The sequence below is a fragment of the Thioalkalivibrio nitratireducens DSM 14787 genome (genome assembly GCF_000321415.2).
In the GTDB taxonomy this organism is placed as follows: Bacteria; Pseudomonadota; Gammaproteobacteria; order Ectothiorhodospirales; family Ectothiorhodospiraceae; genus Thioalkalivibrio; species Thioalkalivibrio nitratireducens.
On record NC_019902.2, the window covers coordinates 3360207 to 3378291 of the forward strand.

Here is an 18085-nt window from a genome sequence, read left to right on the forward strand (position 1 = left end):
GCAGCGGCGGCTGGCCACCGGCAGTCAGTGCAGCGGCTCGTCACGTACCGCCTTCAAGCGCCCGCCCGGCGCATCGATGCCGAGGATCTTCACCACGAGCTCCAGCGGATCCTGCCTGGCGCCGAACTGCGCGTCGATCAGGCCCAGGTGCATCGACAGCGACCGTGCATAGTCCGAATACGCCTGTGCCCAGACCAGGTCGGTCACAAACGGCAGATCCCGGTAGAAACCCTCGTCGGAAAGCGCCGCGTAGAACCACTGCCGTGCGCCCTCGATCGCGGCGAGTCCGTCGCCGATCGGAACCTGGCGCAGCGTGTCATTGCCGCGGATAAACTCGCGCAGGGCGCCGGTCGCGGTACCGGTATCCCAGACCCAGCGGCTCCCGGGCGGCACCTGTTCGGGAGCGCTGAAGTGCAGGATCTCCGCACCGAAGTCCCACAGCCCCCGGCGCAGCTTCCGGTCCTCGCCGGCCAGTGCCGCGAGGGCGTGCAGGCGGTCGTCCGCCGACAAGCCGGACGCCAGAAGCTCGCGCACGCCCCGGGTCAGCGCACCCTCGCGCTCGGCCAGTACCGGGGCGAGCCGGCGCCGCACCGAGAACACCAGCCCGCCGAGGGTGCGCAGGTCCGCACCGTCGAGCGCGTCTCCCTTCGCGGCAATGCCCGCGAATACCTCGTGCTTGCTGCGCAGTGCCTCGATGAAGGTCGCCAGCCCGTCGACCCCACCGGCCTCCCGGATCGCCGCGCGCAGATGCGCGAGCTTCGCCGCCAGGATTTCGCGGTCGAAGGTCACCTGGAGCGGCTCGGGCGACACCTCCGCGCCGCCGGGGTTAGCCTGCCTTGCGAACCAGCGCATAGAGATCACCGACAGCACGCCCCGCGGCCGCCGCACCTTGCGCGATCGAGTCGTCGATCGACTCGGGGCCGTACGCAGCGCCGCAGGAATAGATCCCGCGGCGGGTAGTGCCACAGGTATTGGTGTAGATCTCGGCGTGCTCGATGAAACCGTGTTTCTCGAGTCCGACGCCGAACACCTGCGAGAGCTCCGGGTTATCTAGGTTCGGGTCCATGCCGATCGCGTGCACCACGATGTCGAACGGTATCACGATCGGGCGTTTGACCAGCGTGTCTTCGCCCTTCACCAGCAGGCGTCCGTCGCCGGAGGCAGTCACCTCGGCGATCCGCGCCTTCACAAACTTGGTCTTGAACTCCTCCTGGGATTTCCAGTAGAACTTGTCCTCATAGAGTCCGTAGGTGCGGATGTCCATGTAGTAGATGAACACGTCGGTCTCGGGCGAGATTTCCTTGATCTCCATCGCCAGGTTCGCCGACACGGTGCAACAGACCTTGGAGCACCATTCGCGGCCGATCTGGCGGTCCCGAGAACCGACGCACAGCAGGATGCAGACGCGCTCGGGCACGCGCCCGTCGGACGGGCAGGCGACCTTGCCCGCGGCGACCATCTGCTCCATCTGCGTCGTCGTCAGCACGTCCTCGAAGGTCCCGAACCCCCATTCCGGCTTGTTGATCGAGTCGAAGTGGGTAAACCCGGTAGCCAGCACCACGGCGCCGGCGCTCACGGTCTCGCCGTTGCCCAGCGTCGCGGTGAAATCACCGGCGTCGCCGTCGAGCGTCGTGACCTTCGTGCCCTTGTGGACGGTCACGCGGCCGTCGTCCTCGACACGCTGGACCATGCGCCCGATCGCGTCTTTCGCCCACTCGCCGGACGGCACCAGCTTCGCGTAGCCGGAAAGGATCGGCGCGCCGCCGAGCACGTCCTCCTTCTCGACCATCACCGCCTTGTAACCGGCCGCGGACACATTGGCCGCGGCCGAGAGCCCGGACGGACCCGCGCCGACGATCAACACCGTGTCCTGACTCATACCTTGCCTCCATACGCGAGCTCGGGGTTGTACAGGTACTCGATGTTCCCGGCCTCGACCTCCTTCAAGTAGGCCTGGAAGTGCTTCTTGGCCTCGGACCAGGAGATGCCCATCTTTTCGACCAGATCCTCGCAGGGCGAGGCGTGCCACTGCAGCTGCACGATCTTCAATGGATCGGCACCGCAGGCCAGTGCGGCGAACTGCACCTCGGCCATGATCGGCACCTGGAAGTTCTGCTCGTGCGCCTTGCCGATCCACTGGTTCTTGTCCATCGTCGTCACGCAGCCGGTGTCGTTGGTGAGCAACACGTCGGCGTTGGCCTCCTCGCGCACGACCCGAATCTTGCGGTCCATCGTGAACGAGCGGGTGAACTCGCGCTCGGAGATGATGTGCCGGAATCCGAAACCGCAACAGTCGTACCAGGTCGAGTAGTCGATCACCTGGGCGCCCAGCGCCTTCGCGGTCGAGGTGATGATCGCGGTGCGGTTGCCACCGAGCACATCCGGATCGTAGATCGCGTCCTCGTGCACCATCTTGTAGTAGTGGCAGGCGACATGTGCCGTCGTGCGGATGTTCGATACGTCGATCGTCTGCAGCTCGGAGGCGATCCGGTTGCGCATCACGTGCACCCACTCGGAGTAGTGGATGATCTCCTCCGGTATCACCAGCTTGCCGTCGACCAGGCGGCCCAGCTTGCCGAGGATCTTCGTGACCTTCTCGCGGAGTTCGGCCGATTCGATCAGGTACTTTCTGATCTCCTTGTAATTCCCGAAGGAGGTGCCGCAGTGCACCAGCGGGAAGAAGTGGCCGAGCTCGTGGCCGTGCTGCTTTCCGGAGACATAGGCCTGGTGGAAGTTGCGCAAAAACACCGCGGCCAGCGACTCGACATTGCCGATCCCTGAGCCGTGGTAGTTCCATGCGGTACACGAGGTCTGGTCGGTCTCGTCGAGGTAATCCTTACCGGGCACGAAACCGAACCCGTTCATCAGCCACAGCAGCGAGGTCGGGTAGCCGGGAATGTTGCCGCACTGCCCGCAGGACTTGTGATGCCAGAGCTGCTTGGTCGGGATCTGCTTGTCCCAGCCGAACAGGGTCTTCACGGTCACCGGTTCGTGCTGCTCGCCGATCCGGTGGATGATGATCTGGCCGTCCTTCTCGAGCTCGTACATGTGCTCACGGGCATCGTCCATCCGGTCGCCAAGATCGATGGTACGGCGGTCGACGTGCTTGCGCACCCAGTCGGTCGCCTTGATCGCGTCCTCGCGCGCGAGATCGGTGGCCTGGAAGAACGAGCCGTGACCGGCGATGCCCTGGCCGTCGGTGTTGTGGAAGCCGGGTTTCATCGTGCCGGGACCGGCACCCTGCGCGGTCTGGTTGTGGTTGCCTGGGGTGTGGTCGCTCATCGTCTGTGCTCCTGGTGCGGGCGGACGGTTCGGACGGCGGGTGCTCAGGCGCCGTCGTCTTCTTCCTGCTCTTCGAGCCATTCCTCGTAGTCTTCACGCTTCTCGTCGATGAAGTCTTCGATGACGTCGAAGAGGTTTTCGTCCATGAGCTCGAGGGACTTCAGAACCCCGGTCATCTCCCAGATCGTGTACATCTCGACCGAGGTCTTCAGCGAGACCTCCCACGCGGTCTCCACGGTCTGCAGGGTTTTGACCGGGATCGCCTTGCGAAGGATCCGCAGGTCACCCTCCACCTTCTGGATGTTCGGGCCCCAGTCGGGGAAATGGTCCGGCTGGATCATGTCCGGCGAGAGCTGGTTGCCGGTGGTGATCAGCTTCAGCATCACGCGACCGAACGGGCGCAGCACGTCCTTGGCCGACTGCATCTCGTGCTTGATCGCGACCTCACGCATGATCGCGACGAGGCCACCGGGGGAATTCTTGAACGGGCACCGGGCGGCGCAGGTCATGCACTGCGCGCAGGCCCAGATCTTCTCCTGCATCGCGTCGTAGATCTGCTCGACGTTCTCGGTCCAGAGCAGCTGCACGATCTCGCGCGGAGAATAGTCGTAGAACTGCGCCGACGGGCAGGTCGCGGTGCAGATGCCGCAGTTCAGGCAGCCGTTCAGTTCATGGTCGTAGCGGAAGTCGCCACGGATGTCGTCGAAGATCTGCTGCATCTCGGCATACGTCGCCATCTCGCACCTCTTCTTCGCTGTGCGGGGCACCGGGAACCCGGAAATCCTAGGTTAGACTCGGTCTAAGCCGGACCTCCATTTCCCTCAGGGTGAACGCCGGATTTCCCGCCCGCTGTACTCAGGCATTCACGAAAAAAAATGGCCGATCCCTCGGGGACCGGCCATTCGGGGCTTGCCAGGATTCAGCCCTTCTTCATCAGAAAGAAGAACTTGCCTCCTTCCTCCCGGTGTTCCAGCAACTCGTTCCCAGTCTGCTTCGCGAATGCCTGAAAGTCCTTCACGGCACCGGGATCGGTTGCGATGATGTGCAGAACCTGGCCAGCCTCCATCGCGGCCAGCGTCTTCTTGGCGCGCAGGATCGGCAGCGGACAATTCAGTCCGGAGGCGTCCAGTTCTTGGTCGAAATTGGCCATTACTCGTTTCTCCTCTCCATTTCTCAGCAGGTCTAAGTGAATGTCCGCCGCAGTCGGCATGCGCGAGACCGGTACAGCATCGCAGAATGGTCGCGAAACTGATAGACGAACACGGGCGCTAATACAAGAAAGTACTAATCTGGTGCGACAATGGGCTTCCCGGACCGAGCCCAGCCCGCGATCCCGCCAACCAGGTTGTGCACGTTCGTGATTCCCTGCTGGGCGAGAAACGCGCACGCCTGCCCCGAACGGGCCCCGGTCTGGCAGTACAGCACGACCGGCCGGTCACCGGACAGTTCGTCCTTGCGCAACGGGATCAGGTGCAGCGGAACGAGTTCCGCACCAGGCAACACGCCCCGCTCCGTTTCCGCCATCGAACGCACGTCCACCAGGCGGTAGGGGCGGCCTTCGGCGTCCCATTCCTCAAGGGTCTGAGGCGTTACTTCTGAGATCGATATTCCGAACACGGCACTCCTCCCGTCGGATCCAGCCCGCTCCGCAACGACCGTCCCCAGCAGACTCGGGAGGGACCTCGCCGCCGGAAGCGGGGACATGTCGGATTCCGGATGCCGCCACAGGGCAAGCGCCCGGAAACGCGTAGCCAGGAAGCATAGTCCATATATAAGCGAATGCCAATATACACGCCGCCCGCAGTGTGGCCTTGCCGCAGCGGGCAGCTACCATGGTAGTGTGTCAGGGTTTGGAATGACCAGACCCAGGAGGGCGCATCCCGTGGAGAAAAGTGCGTTCAGGCCCGACGGCCATTATGCCGTGACCCTCCGCAACCGCGACGGACGGCTGCGTCCGGCCAACCTCTACGTGCACCGGACCGAGGACGATTACATGATCGCCCGACACACCTCGGGGCAGCACATCGGCCTGTTGGTCAAACTTCGCTATGATGACGTGGTCAGAATCGTGCGGACCCACCCGGTACTGGATCGCAAGCGCTTCATGCTTCCGGAAGCAATGCTGAAACCGAGCCTGTGGGAATCGCGCGACAGCATGCGGACGTATTCCTCGGCACCCGGCCTGGGCAAGTAGCCTGGCCCCTGGAGGACCGGGTTGCGAGTGTCCGCCACCACGGACTCTCGATCGATGAAAAGCCCCCTCACCGTTCTGCTGTTCCTCGCGACACTGGCGCTGGGCACCGGCACGCTCGCCCAGTCACCCCGACTGCCCAGCCTCGGCGATGCCTCGGGCGGTCTGCTGACCACCACCGAGGAGCTTGAACTGGGACGATCGCTGCTACGCGAGATCCGGCGTGCAATGCCGCTGGTCGACGACCCGGAGATCAACTTCTACCTCGACGCGTTGGGGCAGCGGCTGGTTTCGAACGCGCCCGACACCACCGGCGCCTTTCACTTCCTGGCGGTCGACAACCGCCAGATCAACGCCTTCGCGATGCCCGGAGGGATCGTGGGCATGCACAGCGGCCTGATCCTGGAAACGCGGGACGAGGCCGAGCTTGCTGCGGTGATGGCGCACGAAATCGCCCATGTCACGCAACGCCACATCGCCCGCATGTTCGCGCGCGGGCGCGACATCAACTTCGCCACCGGGCTGGCGGTACTGGCCGGGATCCTGGCTGCCAGCATCGATCCGCAACTGGCCCAGGCCGCGATTACCGGGGGGATGGCTGCTGGCATCCAGTCCCAGATCGACTACACCCGCGCCAACGAGGCCGAAGCCGACCGTGTCGGCATCCAGGTGCTGGCATCGACGGGGTTCGATCCGCATGCGATGGCAGACTTCTTCGAGCGCCTGCAGGAACTGACCCGCGGGGCCGAAGACGCGGTGCCCGAGTACCTGCGAACGCACCCGGTGACCCTGGGCCGCATCAGTGACGCGCGCGGCCGTGCCGAACAGATTCAGGGCAGCTTCACCCGCGACGAAACCGGTGCCTTCCCGTGGGTGCAGGCCCGGGTGCGAGCACTGGGAGACCCCCAGCGCAGCGTGCGACGCTTCACGGCCACCAGCGACCACGATCCGGTTCAGCTCTACGAGGCCGCTGTCGCATATCTCGAGCTGGGCCAGACCCGCGAGGCGGCGAGACTACTTGACCGTATTCCCCCGCTCGAAGCGCCGACCCTTACGCTGACGCTTGCCGAGGTCGCACAGATGCGGCGCCGGAACGACCATCCTGCGGCACTCGAACGGCTCGATGAACTCGACTCGATCTATCCCGGCAACCCGGTGGTTCGGCAGCTGCAGGCCCGGGTGCTGCACGAATCCGGCAGGCACGGAGACGCGGTACGGGTCGTGGATCGACTGCTGCGCAACCAGATCACCCCGGACCCCGCCCTGCTGCGCCTGAAGGCCGAGGCCGCCGACGCCGGCGGCCGCATCGCGGTCAGCCGTGAAGCGATGGCCGAGTATTTCTTCCACCGAGGCCAGTACACGGAGGCCGTGCGCCAGTTCGATGATGCACTGGCGGCGCGGGACGCCAGCCCGCGGGACATCGAACGGATCGAACACAAGCGGGACACGGCCCGCCAGGTCGCGCAGGACATGCCACGCTGAGCAGCGGCGGGCACCACCATGGGGAATGAAGGCCTGTGGCCACGCGTCCTGTAGATTGTTTGCTCCCTGTCGTGTCGTACGGAGCCGCTGGAACCCTACCCACTCAACTGGAGGTTGAACACCGATGCTCATGAACCGTCGCCAATTCCTGCAGATCCTGGCCGCCGCCAGCGTCGCGGGCTTCCCGCTGCACAGTTTCGCCGGCAGCAACGGCCGCTCGCTGTACGATCTGCCCCGCTACGGCAACGTCAGCCTGCTCCATTACACGGACTGCCACGGACAGCTGAACCCGGTCTACTTCCGAGAGCCCAACATCAACATCGGCGTTGCAGGGATGCGCAACCAGCCCCCGCACCTGGTTGGCGAGGCACTGCTGAAGCACTTCGGCATCGACGGCGGTGGCAAGCTGTCGCATGCGTTCACCTACCTGGACTTCGTCAAGGCAGCCGAGCAGTACGGCCGCGTCGGCGGTTTCGCGCACCTGTCCACACTGGTGAAACAGATGAAAGCTTCGCGGCCGGGCGCACTGCTGCTGGACGGCGGCGACACCTGGGGCGGCGGCACCGGCACCGGCGTCTGGACCTACGCGCAGGACATGGTCGATGCACAGAAGCTGCTGGGCGTCGACGTCATGACCGGGCACTGGGAATTCACCTACGGCGCCGACCGCGTATCGGAGATCGTCGAGAACGACTTCGCCGATGCGGGGATCGACTTCGTTGCGCAGAACGTGACCGACGTCGACTGGGGCGACCAGATCTTCAAGCCCTACGTGATCCGCGAGATCAACGGCGTGAACGTGGCCATCGTCGGCCAGGCGTTCCCGTACACCCCGATCGCGAACCCGCGCTTCATGGTCGAGCAGTGGACCTTCGGCATCCGCCCGGACGACATGCAGCGCCAGGTCAATGCAGCCCGTGCCGAGGGCGCCGAGATCGTCGTGGTGCTGTCGCACAACGGCATGGACGTGGACCTGAAGATGGCCAGCATGGTCGACGGCATCGACGCGATCTTCGGCGGCCACACGCACGATGGCGTGCCGGCACCGACCCCGGTGAAAACCCCGAACGGCGGCACCTGCTTGGTGACCAACGCGGGTTCCAACGCGAAGTTCCTCGGCGTGATGGACTTCGACTTCCGCGACGGCAAGATCCAGGGCTGGAAGTACAACCTGCTGCCGGTGTTCTCGAACCTGATCGAGGGCGACGCCGAGATGCAGGACTACATCACCACGATGCGCAACCAGGAGGTCACCTTCGACGGCGAGACCTTCAACATGGAGCAGAAACTATCCGAGGAACTGGCGGTCACCGAGAGCCTGCTGTTCCGTCGCGGCAACTTCAACGGCACCTTCGACCAGTTGATCGTCGACGCGTTGAACGAACAGATCGATGCGCAGATCGCGTTCTCGCCGGGCTTCCGCTGGGGCACCTCGGTGCTGCCGGGAATGCCGATCACCTTCGAACACGTGATGGACCAGACCGGCCTGACCTACCCGGCTGTGACCCGAAACGTGATGACCGGCGCACAGATCAAGACCATCCTCGAGGACGTCGCCGACAACCTGTTCCACGAGGATCCGTTCTTCCAGCAGGGCGGCGACATGGTCCGCGTCGGCGGCCTGAAGTACGCGATCAACCCGGGCAACAGTATTGGCGAGCGCATCCTCGAGATGGAGTTCGACGGCAAGCCGCTGGATCCCGACAAGGAATACGTGGTGGCGGGCTGGGCCAGCGTGCAGGAACAGCCGGCGGGCGACACCGGGCGCAAGATCTGGGACGTGGTCACCGACTACCTGCGCGACCGCAAGACCGTGCGCATCGACGACCTGAACGAACCCGTGGTCAAGGGGGTCGGCGAGGACAACCTCGGCTACGTGCCGACCGCGAAGACCTGACCTCGCCGGGCACGCTCGGCACAGGACCGGAACCCCGCCATGCGGCGGGGTTCTTTCTTGGCGCTTCGCCTCCGGCCGGATGGATGGGACTCGCGATATCGATGCCGCGGAAACGAGGAGCGCGTCAGGATTCGGCGACGCGCAGGCGCTCGGCGACACGGGTCAGCAGTTCGTAGCTGATCGTGCCGGCCGCGCGGGCGATGCGTGCGACCGGCAGCCCCTGCCCCCAGAGCGTGACGCTATCCCCGACCCTGGCCTCTGGAACGCCGGTCAGATCAATCTCGAGCATATCCATCGACACCCGACCGATCAGCGGGCATTCACGCCCGTGCACCCGCACGGGCGTTCCGGAAGGTGCGTGCCGAGGATAGCCGTCCGCGTAACCGATCGCGACCACTCCGGCCCGCGTCGGCCGCTCCGCGGTCCAGGTCGCACCATAGCCCACGCTGGCCCCGGGCTCGAGGGACTTCAACGCGATCAGCGGCGCGGTCACCGTCATTGCCGGACGCAGCCCGCGTTCCGGGCCGTTCTCGCCGTCAAGCGGGCTCGCGCCGTAGAGCATGATCCCCGGGCGGAGCCACTCGCCGAGCTTCGTCGCGCTGGCAAGCCCCGAGACCACGGCGGCGGAATTCGCGAAACTGCGCTTTCCAGGAAGTTCCGCTACTGCATGCGAGAAGGCCTCCAGCTGCACCGCGTTCTGCGGGTGTTCAGGCTGGTCGGCACAGGCCAGGTGCGTCATCCAGTGCAGGCCGTTTCGGGCAGCCGGATGGCGGTGCAGCTGGGCGTACAGCGACTGCGCCTTCAACGGCACGAAACCGAGCCGGTGCATGCCCGTATCGAGCTTGATCCACAACCCGGGCAGCGGCTCACGCAGCGCCTCCAGTCCCGGAAGCTGTGCCTCCTCGTGCAGCACCGGCTGTAGGTCGTGCGATGCACAGAGCCGCCATTCGGCCGCGCTGCGCGGCCCCTGCAGCACCAGGATCGGTGCGCCGATACCGACGTCGCGCAACGCCCGCGCCTCTTCCAGGCAGGACACCGACAGCCCGTCGGCTACGTCCTCCAGCACGCCGGCCGCCCACTCCATCCCGTGCCCGTAGGCATCGGCCTTGATCACCGTCCAGACATGGCGGCCGGGTGCCAGCGAGCGCGCCAGTGCCAGATTGTGGCGCAGCGCCCGCGGACTTCGATGGATGACGGCGGCACGCTTCACGCCTCGGCGCCGACACCGTAGACGTCGGGGTGATAATTCTCGAAACGCGTGTACTGGCCCCGGAACGTCAGGCGCACCGTCCCGATCGGGCCGTTGCGCTGCTTCGCCACGATGATCTCCGCGGTGCCCTTGTCCGGGCTTTCCTCGTTATAGACCTCGTCACGATAAACGAAGACGATCAGGTCCGCGTCCTGTTCGATCGCGCCCGATTCGCGCAGGTCGGACATCACCGGGCGCTTGTTGGGGCGCTGCTCCAGCGAGCGGTTCAGCTGCGAGAGCGCGATCATGGGAACACTCAGTTCCTTGGCCAGCGCCTTCAGCGAGCGCGAGATCTCGGAGATCTCGGTCGCGCGGTTCTCGCGCCCGCCCGGCGACTGCATCAGCTGCAGGTAGTCGACGACGATCAGGCCCAGCCCCTTGTGCTCGCGCATCAGGCGCCGCGAACGGGCGCGCAGCTCGGTCGGCGACAGCGCCGGGGTATCATCGATGTAGAGCGGGGCTTCCGACAGCATCGACACCGCACTGGTCAGCCGCGGCCAATCGCCATCGTCGAGGCGGCCCGAGCGCAGTTTTTGCTGGTTGATCCGCCCCATCGACGACAGCAGGCGCATTGCGATCTGCTCGCCGGGCATCTCCATGCTGAACACCGCGATCGGCTGCGCCGTCTTCATCGCCACGTACTCGGCGATGTTCATCGCGAAGCTCGTCTTGCCCATCGAGGGCCGCCCGGCCACCACGACCAGGTCACCCGGATGCAGCCCCGAGGTCAGCTCGTCCAGATCCTGATACCCGGTCGGGGTGCCGGTGATCGGGCTCTTGGTTTCGAACAGGTACTCGATCTGTTCCACTGCGGCCGCGAGCAGCGGCTTCATGCCCCGAAAGCCCTGGGTTCCGCGGGCCCCGTGCTCCGCGATCCCGAACACCTTCTGTTCGGCCAGGTCGAGCAGTTCCCGCGTCGGCCTGCCCTCAGGGACAAACGCCGAATCGGCGATCTCGGTGCCTACCGCGATCAGCGAGCGCAGCACCGAGCGATCGCGCACAATGTCTGCATACGCGCGGATATTCGCGGCGCTGGGGGTCTGCGACGCCAGCTGCCCGAGATAGGCCAGTCCCCCGGCGTCCTGCAGTTCGCCGGTAGTCTGTAGTTGCTCCGCGACCGTGACCATGTCGAACGGAGCGTTGCGGTCCGCCAGCGCCGCCACCGCCCGGAAGATCAGCCGATGATCGTGGCGGTAGAAATCGTCGGCGCCGAGCCGGTCGGCGATGCGGTCCCAGGCATCGTTGTCCAGCATCAGCCCGCCGAGCACGGACTGTTCCGCCTCGACCGAATGCGGAGGAACCCGGATACCAGAGGTCATCGCCGACTAGTGGCAACAGCAACGCACACTCCGCCCGCGACCGGGCGGAGTGACCGCGTCGATCATTCCTCGCCGATCACGATCACGCGGATCTGTGCGTTTACGTCGGTGTACAGGTGCACCTCGAGCTCGTACTCGCCGGCCTGGCGCAGCGGGCCCTCGGGCAGGCGCACCTCCCGCTTTTCGACTTCGATCCCCCGAGCCGTCACTGCATCGGCGATGTCCGCAGCGCCGATCGAGCCGAACAGTTTACCTTCGCCACCTGCCTTCGCGGTGATCTCCACCACCATGCCATCCAGGCTTTCGCGGCGCGCCTCGGCGGCGGCCAGCGCCTCGGCGGCGGCACGTTCGAGTTCCGCACGGCGTGCCTCGAACTCGGCGATGTTCTCGGGCGTGGCAAACTTGGCTTTGCCCCGGGGCAGCAGGTAGTTACGGGCATACCCCGGACGCACGCGAACCTTGTCGCCCAGACCGCCCAGATTGTCGACCTTTTCCAGCAGAATGACTTCCATCGTGGTTTTCCTGTAAAGCTGAAACGTTGAATGAATCCACACCGGCCGCGCAAGTGTACACGCGAACCCCGGGCCGAGCATGCTCGGCGTGGGCACCGCCCCGAACCGGGAATCGTCGCGCGGGTTCCCGCGGCCTTTGCGCAGCGGCCACCGGACGATCGTCGCGACACTGCCGGGGCTCAGTCAGGCGCCCCGGCACCCGGCAGAAGGGGGTTGTCGCGCGCGCCTTTAGTCCCCCGACCCCTTGTCCTGTGCCGCCAGGCGCTCCCGCAGCCGCGTCACGCCGTCGACCGCGCCGAGAGCCGTGATCAGCAGGAACATCTGCGGCAGCGCCAGAACCAGCAACACGTACAACCCCACCAGCCAGAACGCGTTCATGCTTCGGGCATGGGTCAGGCCGTGCATCACCGCGAGTCCCTGCAAGAAGAACAGCACGGCGAGGATAAAGGCGAGTTCCAGCGCCAGCGGCGTGGCCAGCAACTGCCCAGCCAGCGCGAGCCCGACCATCGCCAGCGCGGGTCCGGGGCCCAGTTGCAGCGCACGGAACTCGGTTCCGAAGGCCCCAGGGTTATACAGCAGCGCCTGCCAGTACCGTGCGATCACCAGGCTGAGCACCATGCTCAGCAGGAAGATCCCGGCAAGCAGGCCGGTCAGGAACGGTGCGACCTGAACCAGCACCCCTTCCAGGTCCTCTGCCTGGGTGCCGTTTGCCTCGATGAACGGCGCGAGCATCTGCACCCCCACTGCCACCCACGCCGACTCGAGGTCCGGCACCACCAGCCGCGCTGTCAGCACCAGCGCTCCGGCCACCACCGCCGCCACCGACAGCGTGACGCGCCAGGAAACGGACTGCCGGAGCACCTCGCCCATCGCCGCGACCGGGAGCCACTGCGCGAGCCCGGCGAACACTCCGACCAGCGGTGATCCGCCCGTCAGCGCAAACACCACCGCGCCGAGGAACAGGGAACCGAACCCGGCGACGAACAGCGCCTGCCCGATCCCCAGGCGCAGCGCGACCAGCCCGACCACCGCGCCGCTGAGGATCGCGACCGGCGGAACGAAGACCCCCAGCGCGCCCAGTGCCGCGACGGATCCGACGGCCCGCCACCGGCCCTGCATCGCAAAATCGGCCAGTACGCGCATCGGCGCCTCCCGCGAGCCGGAAGCGGTTCAGAACTGGTTGTCGGTATACGGCAGCAGAGCCAGGAAACGGGCACGCTTCACTGCAGTCGCCAGCTGGCGCTGGTAGCGAGCGCTGGTCCCGGTAACCCGGCTGGGCACGATCTTGCCCGTCTCGGTAATGAAATTCCTGAGCAGATTCAGATCCTTGTAGTCGATGTACTCGATGCCTTCGGCAGTGAAACGGCAGTACTTGCGACGGCGGGAAAAACGGGCCATGGGAGAGCTCCTCGAAATGGGATGGACAGCAGGGAAACCGGGATGGGAACGCGGCTATCCGCGCGCACGGGGCCGCGCGTCGCCTTCATCTTCTTCATCCTCGTCACGATCGCTGCGATCTTCGCGGCGGCCGCGACCTTTACCGGTCTCCTCTTCCTCGCGGCCCTTGGCCAGCGGCGAGGGCTCGGTCTCAGCCTTGTCCATCCGGACCACCAGATGGCGCAACACCGCGTCGTTGAACCGGAACGCGCTGACCAGTTCGTCCAGCGCCGCTTCGCCGGCCTCGACGTTCATCAACACATAGTGCGCCTTGACCAGCTTCTCGATCGGGTAGGCGAGTTGGCGGCGGCCCCAGTCCTCGAGCCGGTGGACGACACCCTCCTGGGCCTCGATCATGCTGCGATAACGCTCGACCATCGCCGACACCTGCTCGCTCTGGTCAGGATGGACCATGAACACCACTTCATAGTGACGCATGTAACGCTCCTTTCGGGTAACAGCCTCCCGCCAGGGACGAACCCGGAAGTGAGGCAAGAAGTCGCCGATACCGGCGAGAAAAACGCGGCAGCTTAAACCAGGTCACCCCGGCGGTGCAAGCCTGGAAACGCATGGCATCATCAGGTCGCCGCCGCGGCGGTTCGAGCACCGTGCGCCTACTGCGCTCTCCCGCGCCGGATGGCGGCCTGGCGCTGCCGCACGGCTTCGAACAGCGCGATGCCGGTGGCGACCGAGACATTGAGGCTGCCGACGGTGCCCAGCATCGGGATTGCCGCGAGATGATCGCAGTGCTCGCGGGTCAGGCGCCGCAGCCCCTCGCCCTCGGCGCCGAGCACCAGCACCGTGGGAACCGTCAGGTCCAGGTCATACAGCGTGCCGCCGGTATCGCCGGCCAGACCGACCACCCAGAAGCCCTGGTCCCGGAGCTGGCGCAGGGTACGGGCAAGATTCGCGACCGCCACCACCGGCACGGTCTCGGCGGCGCCGGACGCGGCCTTCGCGGCCGCCGGGGTCAACTGGGCACTGCGGTCGCGCGGTACGATGACCGCCGCGGCGCCGGCGGCGTCGGCACTGCGCAGGCAGGCACCCAGGTTGTGCGGATCGGTCACCCCGTCGAGCGCCAGCAGCAGGGTAGCCCCCGCCGCGACCCGATCTGCCAGGTCGACCTCGGTCGCGCGGTCGCGCGGCTTCACCCAGGCCAATACCCCCTGGTGCCTCAGCCCGCCGGCGGCGCGCTCGAGCCGCTCGCGCTGGACCCGCTCCACGCTGATACCGAGCGCCCGGGCACGGGTCGCGACCGCCGCGACCCGGGCATCAGCGGCGCCTGCCGCCACCTGTATCCGCTTGACCCGCTCGGCCCCGTGGCTCAGCAGCGCCTCCACCGCATGCAGCCCCCCGACCACCTCGGGCGTGTTCACGAATCGTCCTGCCGCTTGCGCCTCGAGCCCCGCCGGGCGGATTGGGCCGGCGGGTCACTGGCCCTGGCCTCGCCACCGTCGCCGCCGGCCGGATCGGAAGGCCTGTCGTCCGTCTGGCTGCCGGCCTTGCGGGAAGGCTGGATCAAGAGCGCGACCTCACCGGCAGGCTGCACGCTGCGCCGGCGCCGGCGGGGGCGCGGCCGCCCGGTCGGGCGCTCGGCTTCGGCGTCGGACGCGGCCTCTGCCGGCGCCCCGGCCTCCACCGGTGCAGGCCGCGCCGTTTCCGGGCGGCCTTTGCGCTCCGGCGCACTGGGCCGTCGACCACCGGGACGCTTCTTCCTGCCCGGGGCTGCAGCGCCTTCGTCCCGCCGCTCTCGGGTGTCCGGCGCCGGCGCGGCCGCTGGTTTGCGCTTCCTGCGGGTCGCCCTTGCGGTCTCTCCTCCGGTTTGGGCGTCCGTCTCCAGCGCCTCGGCATCGGCGTCTCGATCTCCGGCCGCGCGCGCCGGTGCTTCCCCGGCCGGCACCGCCGCGCCCCCGGCGGGATCCCGGCGGCGACCGCGGCGGCGGGACGGTTTTTCCTCCGCAGCCGGGGCCTCCGGTGCGGTGGCCTCCGCGCCCGGCTGTGCGCGGCCGGCGCTTCTCTTATTCTCGGGACGCGCAGGCCGCTCCTCGTCCATCAGACGCAGGTCGATCTTGCGATCGTCCAGGCTGACACGGATCACCTGCACCCGCAGCCGGTCGCCGATCCGGAAGGTGCGGCCGCTGCGTTCCCCGGTGAGCCGGTGGCGAACCGGATCGAAGTGATAGTAATCGTTGTCGAGGCTGGTCACGTGCACCAGACCATCGATGAACACGTCGACGATCTCGACGAAGAGCCCGAACCCAGTGACCCCGGACACCACGCCGTCGAAGACATCGCCGACCTTGTCCTGCATGTATTCGGCCTTCAGCCATGCGACCGCGTCGCGGGTTGCGTCGTCGGCGCGGCGCTCGGTCATCGAACAATGCTCGCCCAGGTGCTCCATGTCCGAATGCGAATACGCGAAGCCCCTGGCCTTGCCATCGCGCAGCACATGGCGGATGCCGCGATGCACCAGCAGGTCGGGGTACCGCCGGATCGGCGACGTGAAGTGGGCATAGTCGGCCAGCGCCAGGCCGAAGTGGCCGCTCAGACTCGGCCCATAGTTCGCCTGGCTGAGCGAACGCAGAAGCACGGTCTGGATCAGCTGCCAGTCCGGCCGGTCGGCAGCGGCCCGCAGCACCGCCGAGTAGTGCGCCGGCGTCGGTTCATCGCCGCCTTCCAGCGTCAGCCCGACGCCGGACAGAAAGTCGCGCAGCGCGTCGATCTTCTCCGGCGGCGGTCGGTCGTGCAGCCGGTACAGTGCCGGGACCTTGTGCTTTTTCAGGAACTTCGCGGCCGACACGTTCGCCGCGATCATGCATTCCTCGACCAGGCGGTGCGCATCGGTTCGCTCGACCGGCACGATGCGCTCGATCTTGCGCTCGGGGCCGAACTCGATCCGAGTCTCGGTGGAATCGAAGTCGATCGCGCCACGCCGGTTACGTGCACCGTTCAGCGCACGGAACGCCGCGTGCAGGCGTTCGAGGTGCGGAACCACCGACGCGTACCGTTCCCGCAACGCCTCGTCGCCATCGACCAGCATCGCCGCAACCTGGGTGTAGGTCAGCCGCGCGTGCGAGCGCATCACGCCCTCGTGGAAACGGAAGCCCCGAATGGCACCGCGCTTGCCGATTTCCATTTCGCATACCATGCACAGGCGATCGACGTCCGGATTCAGCGAGCACAGGCCGTTGGACAGCACCTCGGGAAGCATCGGGATCACCTGGTTCGGGAAATACACCGAGGTGCCCCGGGTACGTGCTTCCTGGTCCAACGCACTGTCCTTCTCAACGTAATGGGAGACGTCGGCGATCGCGACCCACAGGCGCCATCCGGTCTCCGTCGCCTCGCAGAACAGCGCATCGTCGAAGTCGCGCGCGTCCTCGCCATCGATGGTCACCAGCGGCTTCTTGCGTAGATCCAGGCGCCCGCGCTTGGCGGTCGCCGGAACCTGCGCGCCGAAGCGATCGGCGGCCGCGGTCACCTCGTCGGGCCACTGGAACGGCAGGCCGTGGGCGCGGATCGCGATGTCGATCTCCATACCCGGCGCCATGTGTTCGCCCAGCACCTCGATCACCTCGCCGCGCAGGCGAGCCTTGCGCGACGCCTGCGGCCGGATCCGGACGACGACGATCTGGTCGTCGCCGGCTGCGCCGAGCCCGTCCGGGGGAATCAGAATGTCGTGGGTGATGCGCTTGTTGTCCGGCGTCACCACGCCCACGCCGTCCTCGACCCGGATGCGCCCGACGATCTGCTCGGATCCGCGTTCGAGTATCTCGATGATTCCACCCTCGCGACGCCCGCGGTGATCGACACCCATCACGCGGCCGAGCACCCGGTCCCCGTGCAACACTCCGCGCATCTGCCGGGGCGACAGGAACAGGTCGCCGGTCTGATCGTCGGGCACCAGGAAGCCGAAACCGTCGGGATGGCCGATCACCCGACCGCGAATCAGGTCGGCCTGACTCACCGGCAGGTAGGAGCCGCGGCGGTTGCAGAGCACTTGGCCATCGCGCTCCATCGCACGCAGACGCCGGCGCAGGGCCTCCGTCTGCTCCTCGCCGTCGATCCCGAGACGCGCCGCGATCTCGTCGAAACCCAGCGGATTACCCGCCTCGACCAGCTGTTCCAGGATCAACTCGCGGCTCGCGATCGGATTGTCGTACTTCTGCGCCTCGCGCTCGAAATACGGATCGACCTGCGGCTGCTGACTGCGTTTCTTCGGCATTCCCTTCACTCGTTTTCATGGGCCGCCCGCTGGTCGCGGCGGCGGGACTTCCGCGGTCGCGCCCCGGAATCCTCGTATGGATTGACACGCCCCGTGGGGGGCTCTATATTTCGCCTTCCTGAAGCGCAGGATCGCAAGATCCACCCTCGTGCCGAGGTGGCGGAATTGGTAGACGCGCTAGCTTCAGGTGCTAGTGGGCGTAAGCTCGTGGAGGTTCAAGTCCTCTCCTCGGCACCACCCCCCCCTTCAAGACCTTCGTCATCAGCCCGCAGGGGCCCGCGTCCATTGTGCGCAGGCCGTCTCCGCCCCCGTCGGACGGGAACGGTGTGAGGCCAGCATCCACCATACCGGCGCCAATCCGTCCGCGGGGCAAACCCGCAGGCCGAATGCCGGATGACACGGCGCCGTTCCGCACTACCTCGCGGCTCCCCTTCGTGGGGCGGAAACATCCGGAGGCCGTCATTCGCCGCATCAGCGCCAGGCACAGCATC

The 18085-nt window shown here is 66.5% G+C and carries 17 protein-coding genes and 1 tRNA gene; 4 read left to right on the forward strand and 14 right to left on the reverse strand.

What is annotated here, in order from left to right:
• Window positions 1-24 precede the first annotated feature (24 nt).
• The 6 genes from TVNIR_RS15340 to TVNIR_RS15365 form a co-directional block, all read right to left on the reverse strand.
• Window positions 25-852, reverse strand: coding sequence for a hypothetical protein (locus TVNIR_RS15340; RefSeq protein WP_043739820.1), 828 nt, complete (start codon window positions 850-852; stop codon window positions 25-27).
• Window positions 827-1879 carry an FAD-dependent oxidoreductase gene (locus TVNIR_RS15345; protein ID WP_015259990.1) on the reverse strand — a complete coding sequence of 351 codons (1053 nt, stop codon included), beginning with the start codon at window positions 1877-1879 and terminating at the stop codon, window positions 827-829. Before TVNIR_RS15345 ends, TVNIR_RS15340 begins: the two co-directional genes overlap by 26 nt.
• A complete protein-coding gene (locus tag TVNIR_RS15350) occupies window positions 1876-3282 on the reverse strand; it encodes a heterodisulfide reductase-related iron-sulfur binding cluster (RefSeq protein ID WP_015259991.1) in 1407 nt (468 codons plus the stop codon). The genes TVNIR_RS15345 and TVNIR_RS15350 overlap by 4 nt, the downstream gene beginning before the upstream one ends.
• Window positions 3283-3326: 44 nt before the next feature.
• Window positions 3327-4001 (reverse strand): 4Fe-4S dicluster domain-containing protein, encoded by a 675-nt coding sequence (locus TVNIR_RS15355; protein ID WP_043740795.1) that lies wholly within the window; start codon window positions 3999-4001, stop codon window positions 3327-3329.
• Between the two features lie 200 nt (window positions 4002-4201).
• Window positions 4202-4432, reverse strand: a complete 231-nt coding sequence (locus tag TVNIR_RS15360; protein ID WP_015259993.1) for a sulfurtransferase TusA family protein — start codon at window positions 4430-4432, stop codon at window positions 4202-4204.
• A gap of 134 nt (window positions 4433-4566) precedes the next feature.
• Window positions 4567-4899, reverse strand: a complete 333-nt coding sequence (locus TVNIR_RS15365) for a rhodanese-like domain-containing protein (RefSeq protein ID WP_015259994.1) — start codon at window positions 4897-4899, stop codon at window positions 4567-4569.
• 265 nt (window positions 4900-5164) lie between these two features.
• Here TVNIR_RS15365 and TVNIR_RS15370 point away from each other — a divergent pair, with 265 nt between their 5' ends.
• The 3 genes from TVNIR_RS15370 (at window position 5165) to soxB (ending at window position 8852) form a co-directional block, all read left to right on the forward strand.
• Entirely contained in the window at window positions 5165-5476 is a 312-nt protein-coding gene (locus TVNIR_RS15370) for a hypothetical protein (protein WP_015259995.1), read from the forward strand.
• A gap of 54 nt (window positions 5477-5530) precedes the next feature.
• A complete protein-coding gene (locus TVNIR_RS15375) occupies window positions 5531-6955 on the forward strand; it encodes a M48 family metalloprotease (RefSeq protein ID WP_043739821.1) in 1425 nt (474 codons plus the stop codon).
• Between the two features lie 124 nt (window positions 6956-7079).
• Window positions 7080-8852, forward strand: a complete 1773-nt coding sequence (soxB, locus tag TVNIR_RS15380; protein ID WP_015259997.1) for a thiosulfohydrolase SoxB — start codon at window positions 7080-7082, stop codon at window positions 8850-8852.
• A 124-nt stretch (window positions 8853-8976) separates the two neighbouring features.
• Here the strand turns inward: soxB and alr are convergent, their stop codons facing one another.
• From alr to rnr, 8 genes are all read right to left on the reverse strand, one after another.
• Window positions 8977-10062 (reverse strand): alanine racemase, encoded by a 1086-nt coding sequence (gene alr / locus TVNIR_RS15385; RefSeq protein ID WP_015259998.1) that lies wholly within the window; start codon window positions 10060-10062, stop codon window positions 8977-8979.
• Window positions 10059-11420, reverse strand: a complete 1362-nt coding sequence (gene dnaB, locus TVNIR_RS15390) for a replicative DNA helicase (RefSeq protein ID WP_015259999.1) — start codon at window positions 11418-11420, stop codon at window positions 10059-10061. The genes alr and dnaB overlap by 4 nt, the downstream gene beginning before the upstream one ends.
• 62 nt (window positions 11421-11482) lie before the next feature.
• On the reverse strand, window positions 11483-11932 hold the full coding sequence (gene rplI, locus TVNIR_RS15395; RefSeq protein WP_015260000.1) for a 50S ribosomal protein L9: 450 nt from the start codon (window positions 11930-11932) through the stop codon (window positions 11483-11485).
• Window positions 11933-12160: 228 nt separating this feature from the next.
• Window positions 12161-13075: a hypothetical protein gene (locus tag TVNIR_RS15400; protein WP_015260001.1), complete on the reverse strand. Its 915-nt coding sequence runs from the start codon at window positions 13073-13075 to the stop codon at window positions 12161-12163.
• Between the two features lie 27 nt (window positions 13076-13102).
• Window positions 13103-13330, reverse strand: a complete 228-nt coding sequence (gene rpsR, locus TVNIR_RS15405; protein ID WP_006745891.1) for a 30S ribosomal protein S18 — start codon at window positions 13328-13330, stop codon at window positions 13103-13105.
• A 54-nt stretch (window positions 13331-13384) separates the two neighbouring features.
• On the reverse strand, window positions 13385-13807 hold the full coding sequence (gene rpsF / locus TVNIR_RS15410; RefSeq protein ID WP_015260002.1) for a 30S ribosomal protein S6: 423 nt from the start codon (window positions 13805-13807) through the stop codon (window positions 13385-13387).
• Between the two features lie 176 nt (window positions 13808-13983).
• Window positions 13984-14745: a 23S rRNA (guanosine(2251)-2'-O)-methyltransferase RlmB gene (gene rlmB, locus TVNIR_RS15415; protein WP_015260003.1), complete on the reverse strand. Its 762-nt coding sequence runs from the start codon at window positions 14743-14745 to the stop codon at window positions 13984-13986.
• Window positions 14742-17594: a ribonuclease R gene (rnr, locus tag TVNIR_RS15420; protein WP_043739822.1), complete on the reverse strand. Its 2853-nt coding sequence runs from the start codon at window positions 17592-17594 to the stop codon at window positions 14742-14744. The genes rlmB and rnr overlap by 4 nt, the downstream gene beginning before the upstream one ends.
• A gap of 150 nt (window positions 17595-17744) precedes the next feature.
• Here rnr and TVNIR_RS15425 point away from each other — a divergent pair.
• Window positions 17745-17831 (forward strand) — tRNA-Leu (locus TVNIR_RS15425).
• Window positions 17832-18085 lie beyond the last annotated feature (254 nt).

What these genes read in the sequence shown, in the direction of transcription:
- TVNIR_RS15340 (WP_043739820.1), bottom strand. Translation starts at nt 852, where the DNA reads ATGCGCTGGTTCGCAAGGCAGGCTAACCCCGGCGGCGCGGAGGTGTCG.
- TVNIR_RS15345 (WP_015259990.1), bottom strand. Translation starts at nt 1,879, where the DNA reads ATGAGTCAGGACACGGTGTTGATCGTCGGCGCGGGTCCGTCCGGGCTC.
- TVNIR_RS15350 (WP_015259991.1), bottom strand. Translation starts at nt 3,282, where the DNA reads ATGAGCGACCACACCCCAGGCAACCACAACCAGACCGCGCAGGGTGCC.
- TVNIR_RS15355 (WP_043740795.1), bottom strand. Translation starts at nt 4,001, where the DNA reads ATGCAGCAGATCTTCGACGACATCCGTGGCGACTTCCGCTACGACCAT.
- TVNIR_RS15360 (WP_015259993.1), bottom strand. Translation starts at nt 4,432, where the DNA reads ATGGCCAATTTCGACCAAGAACTGGACGCCTCCGGACTGAATTGTCCG.
- TVNIR_RS15375 (WP_043739821.1), top strand. Translation starts at nt 5,531, where the DNA reads ATGAAAAGCCCCCTCACCGTTCTGCTGTTCCTCGCGACACTGGCGCTG.
- soxB (WP_015259997.1), top strand. Translation starts at nt 7,080, where the DNA reads ATGCTCATGAACCGTCGCCAATTCCTGCAGATCCTGGCCGCCGCCAGC.
- dnaB (WP_015259999.1), bottom strand. Translation starts at nt 11,420, where the DNA reads ATGACCTCTGGTATCCGGGTTCCTCCGCATTCGGTCGAGGCGGAACAG.
- rplI (WP_015260000.1), bottom strand. Translation starts at nt 11,932, where the DNA reads ATGGAAGTCATTCTGCTGGAAAAGGTCGACAATCTGGGCGGTCTGGGC.
- TVNIR_RS15400 (WP_015260001.1), bottom strand. Translation starts at nt 13,075, where the DNA reads ATGCGCGTACTGGCCGATTTTGCGATGCAGGGCCGGTGGCGGGCCGTC.
- rpsR (WP_006745891.1), bottom strand. Translation starts at nt 13,330, where the DNA reads ATGGCCCGTTTTTCCCGCCGTCGCAAGTACTGCCGTTTCACTGCCGAA.
- rpsF (WP_015260002.1), bottom strand. Translation starts at nt 13,807, where the DNA reads ATGCGTCACTATGAAGTGGTGTTCATGGTCCATCCTGACCAGAGCGAG.
- rnr (WP_043739822.1), bottom strand. Translation starts at nt 17,594, where the DNA reads ATGCCGAAGAAACGCAGTCAGCAGCCGCAGGTCGATCCGTATTTCGAG.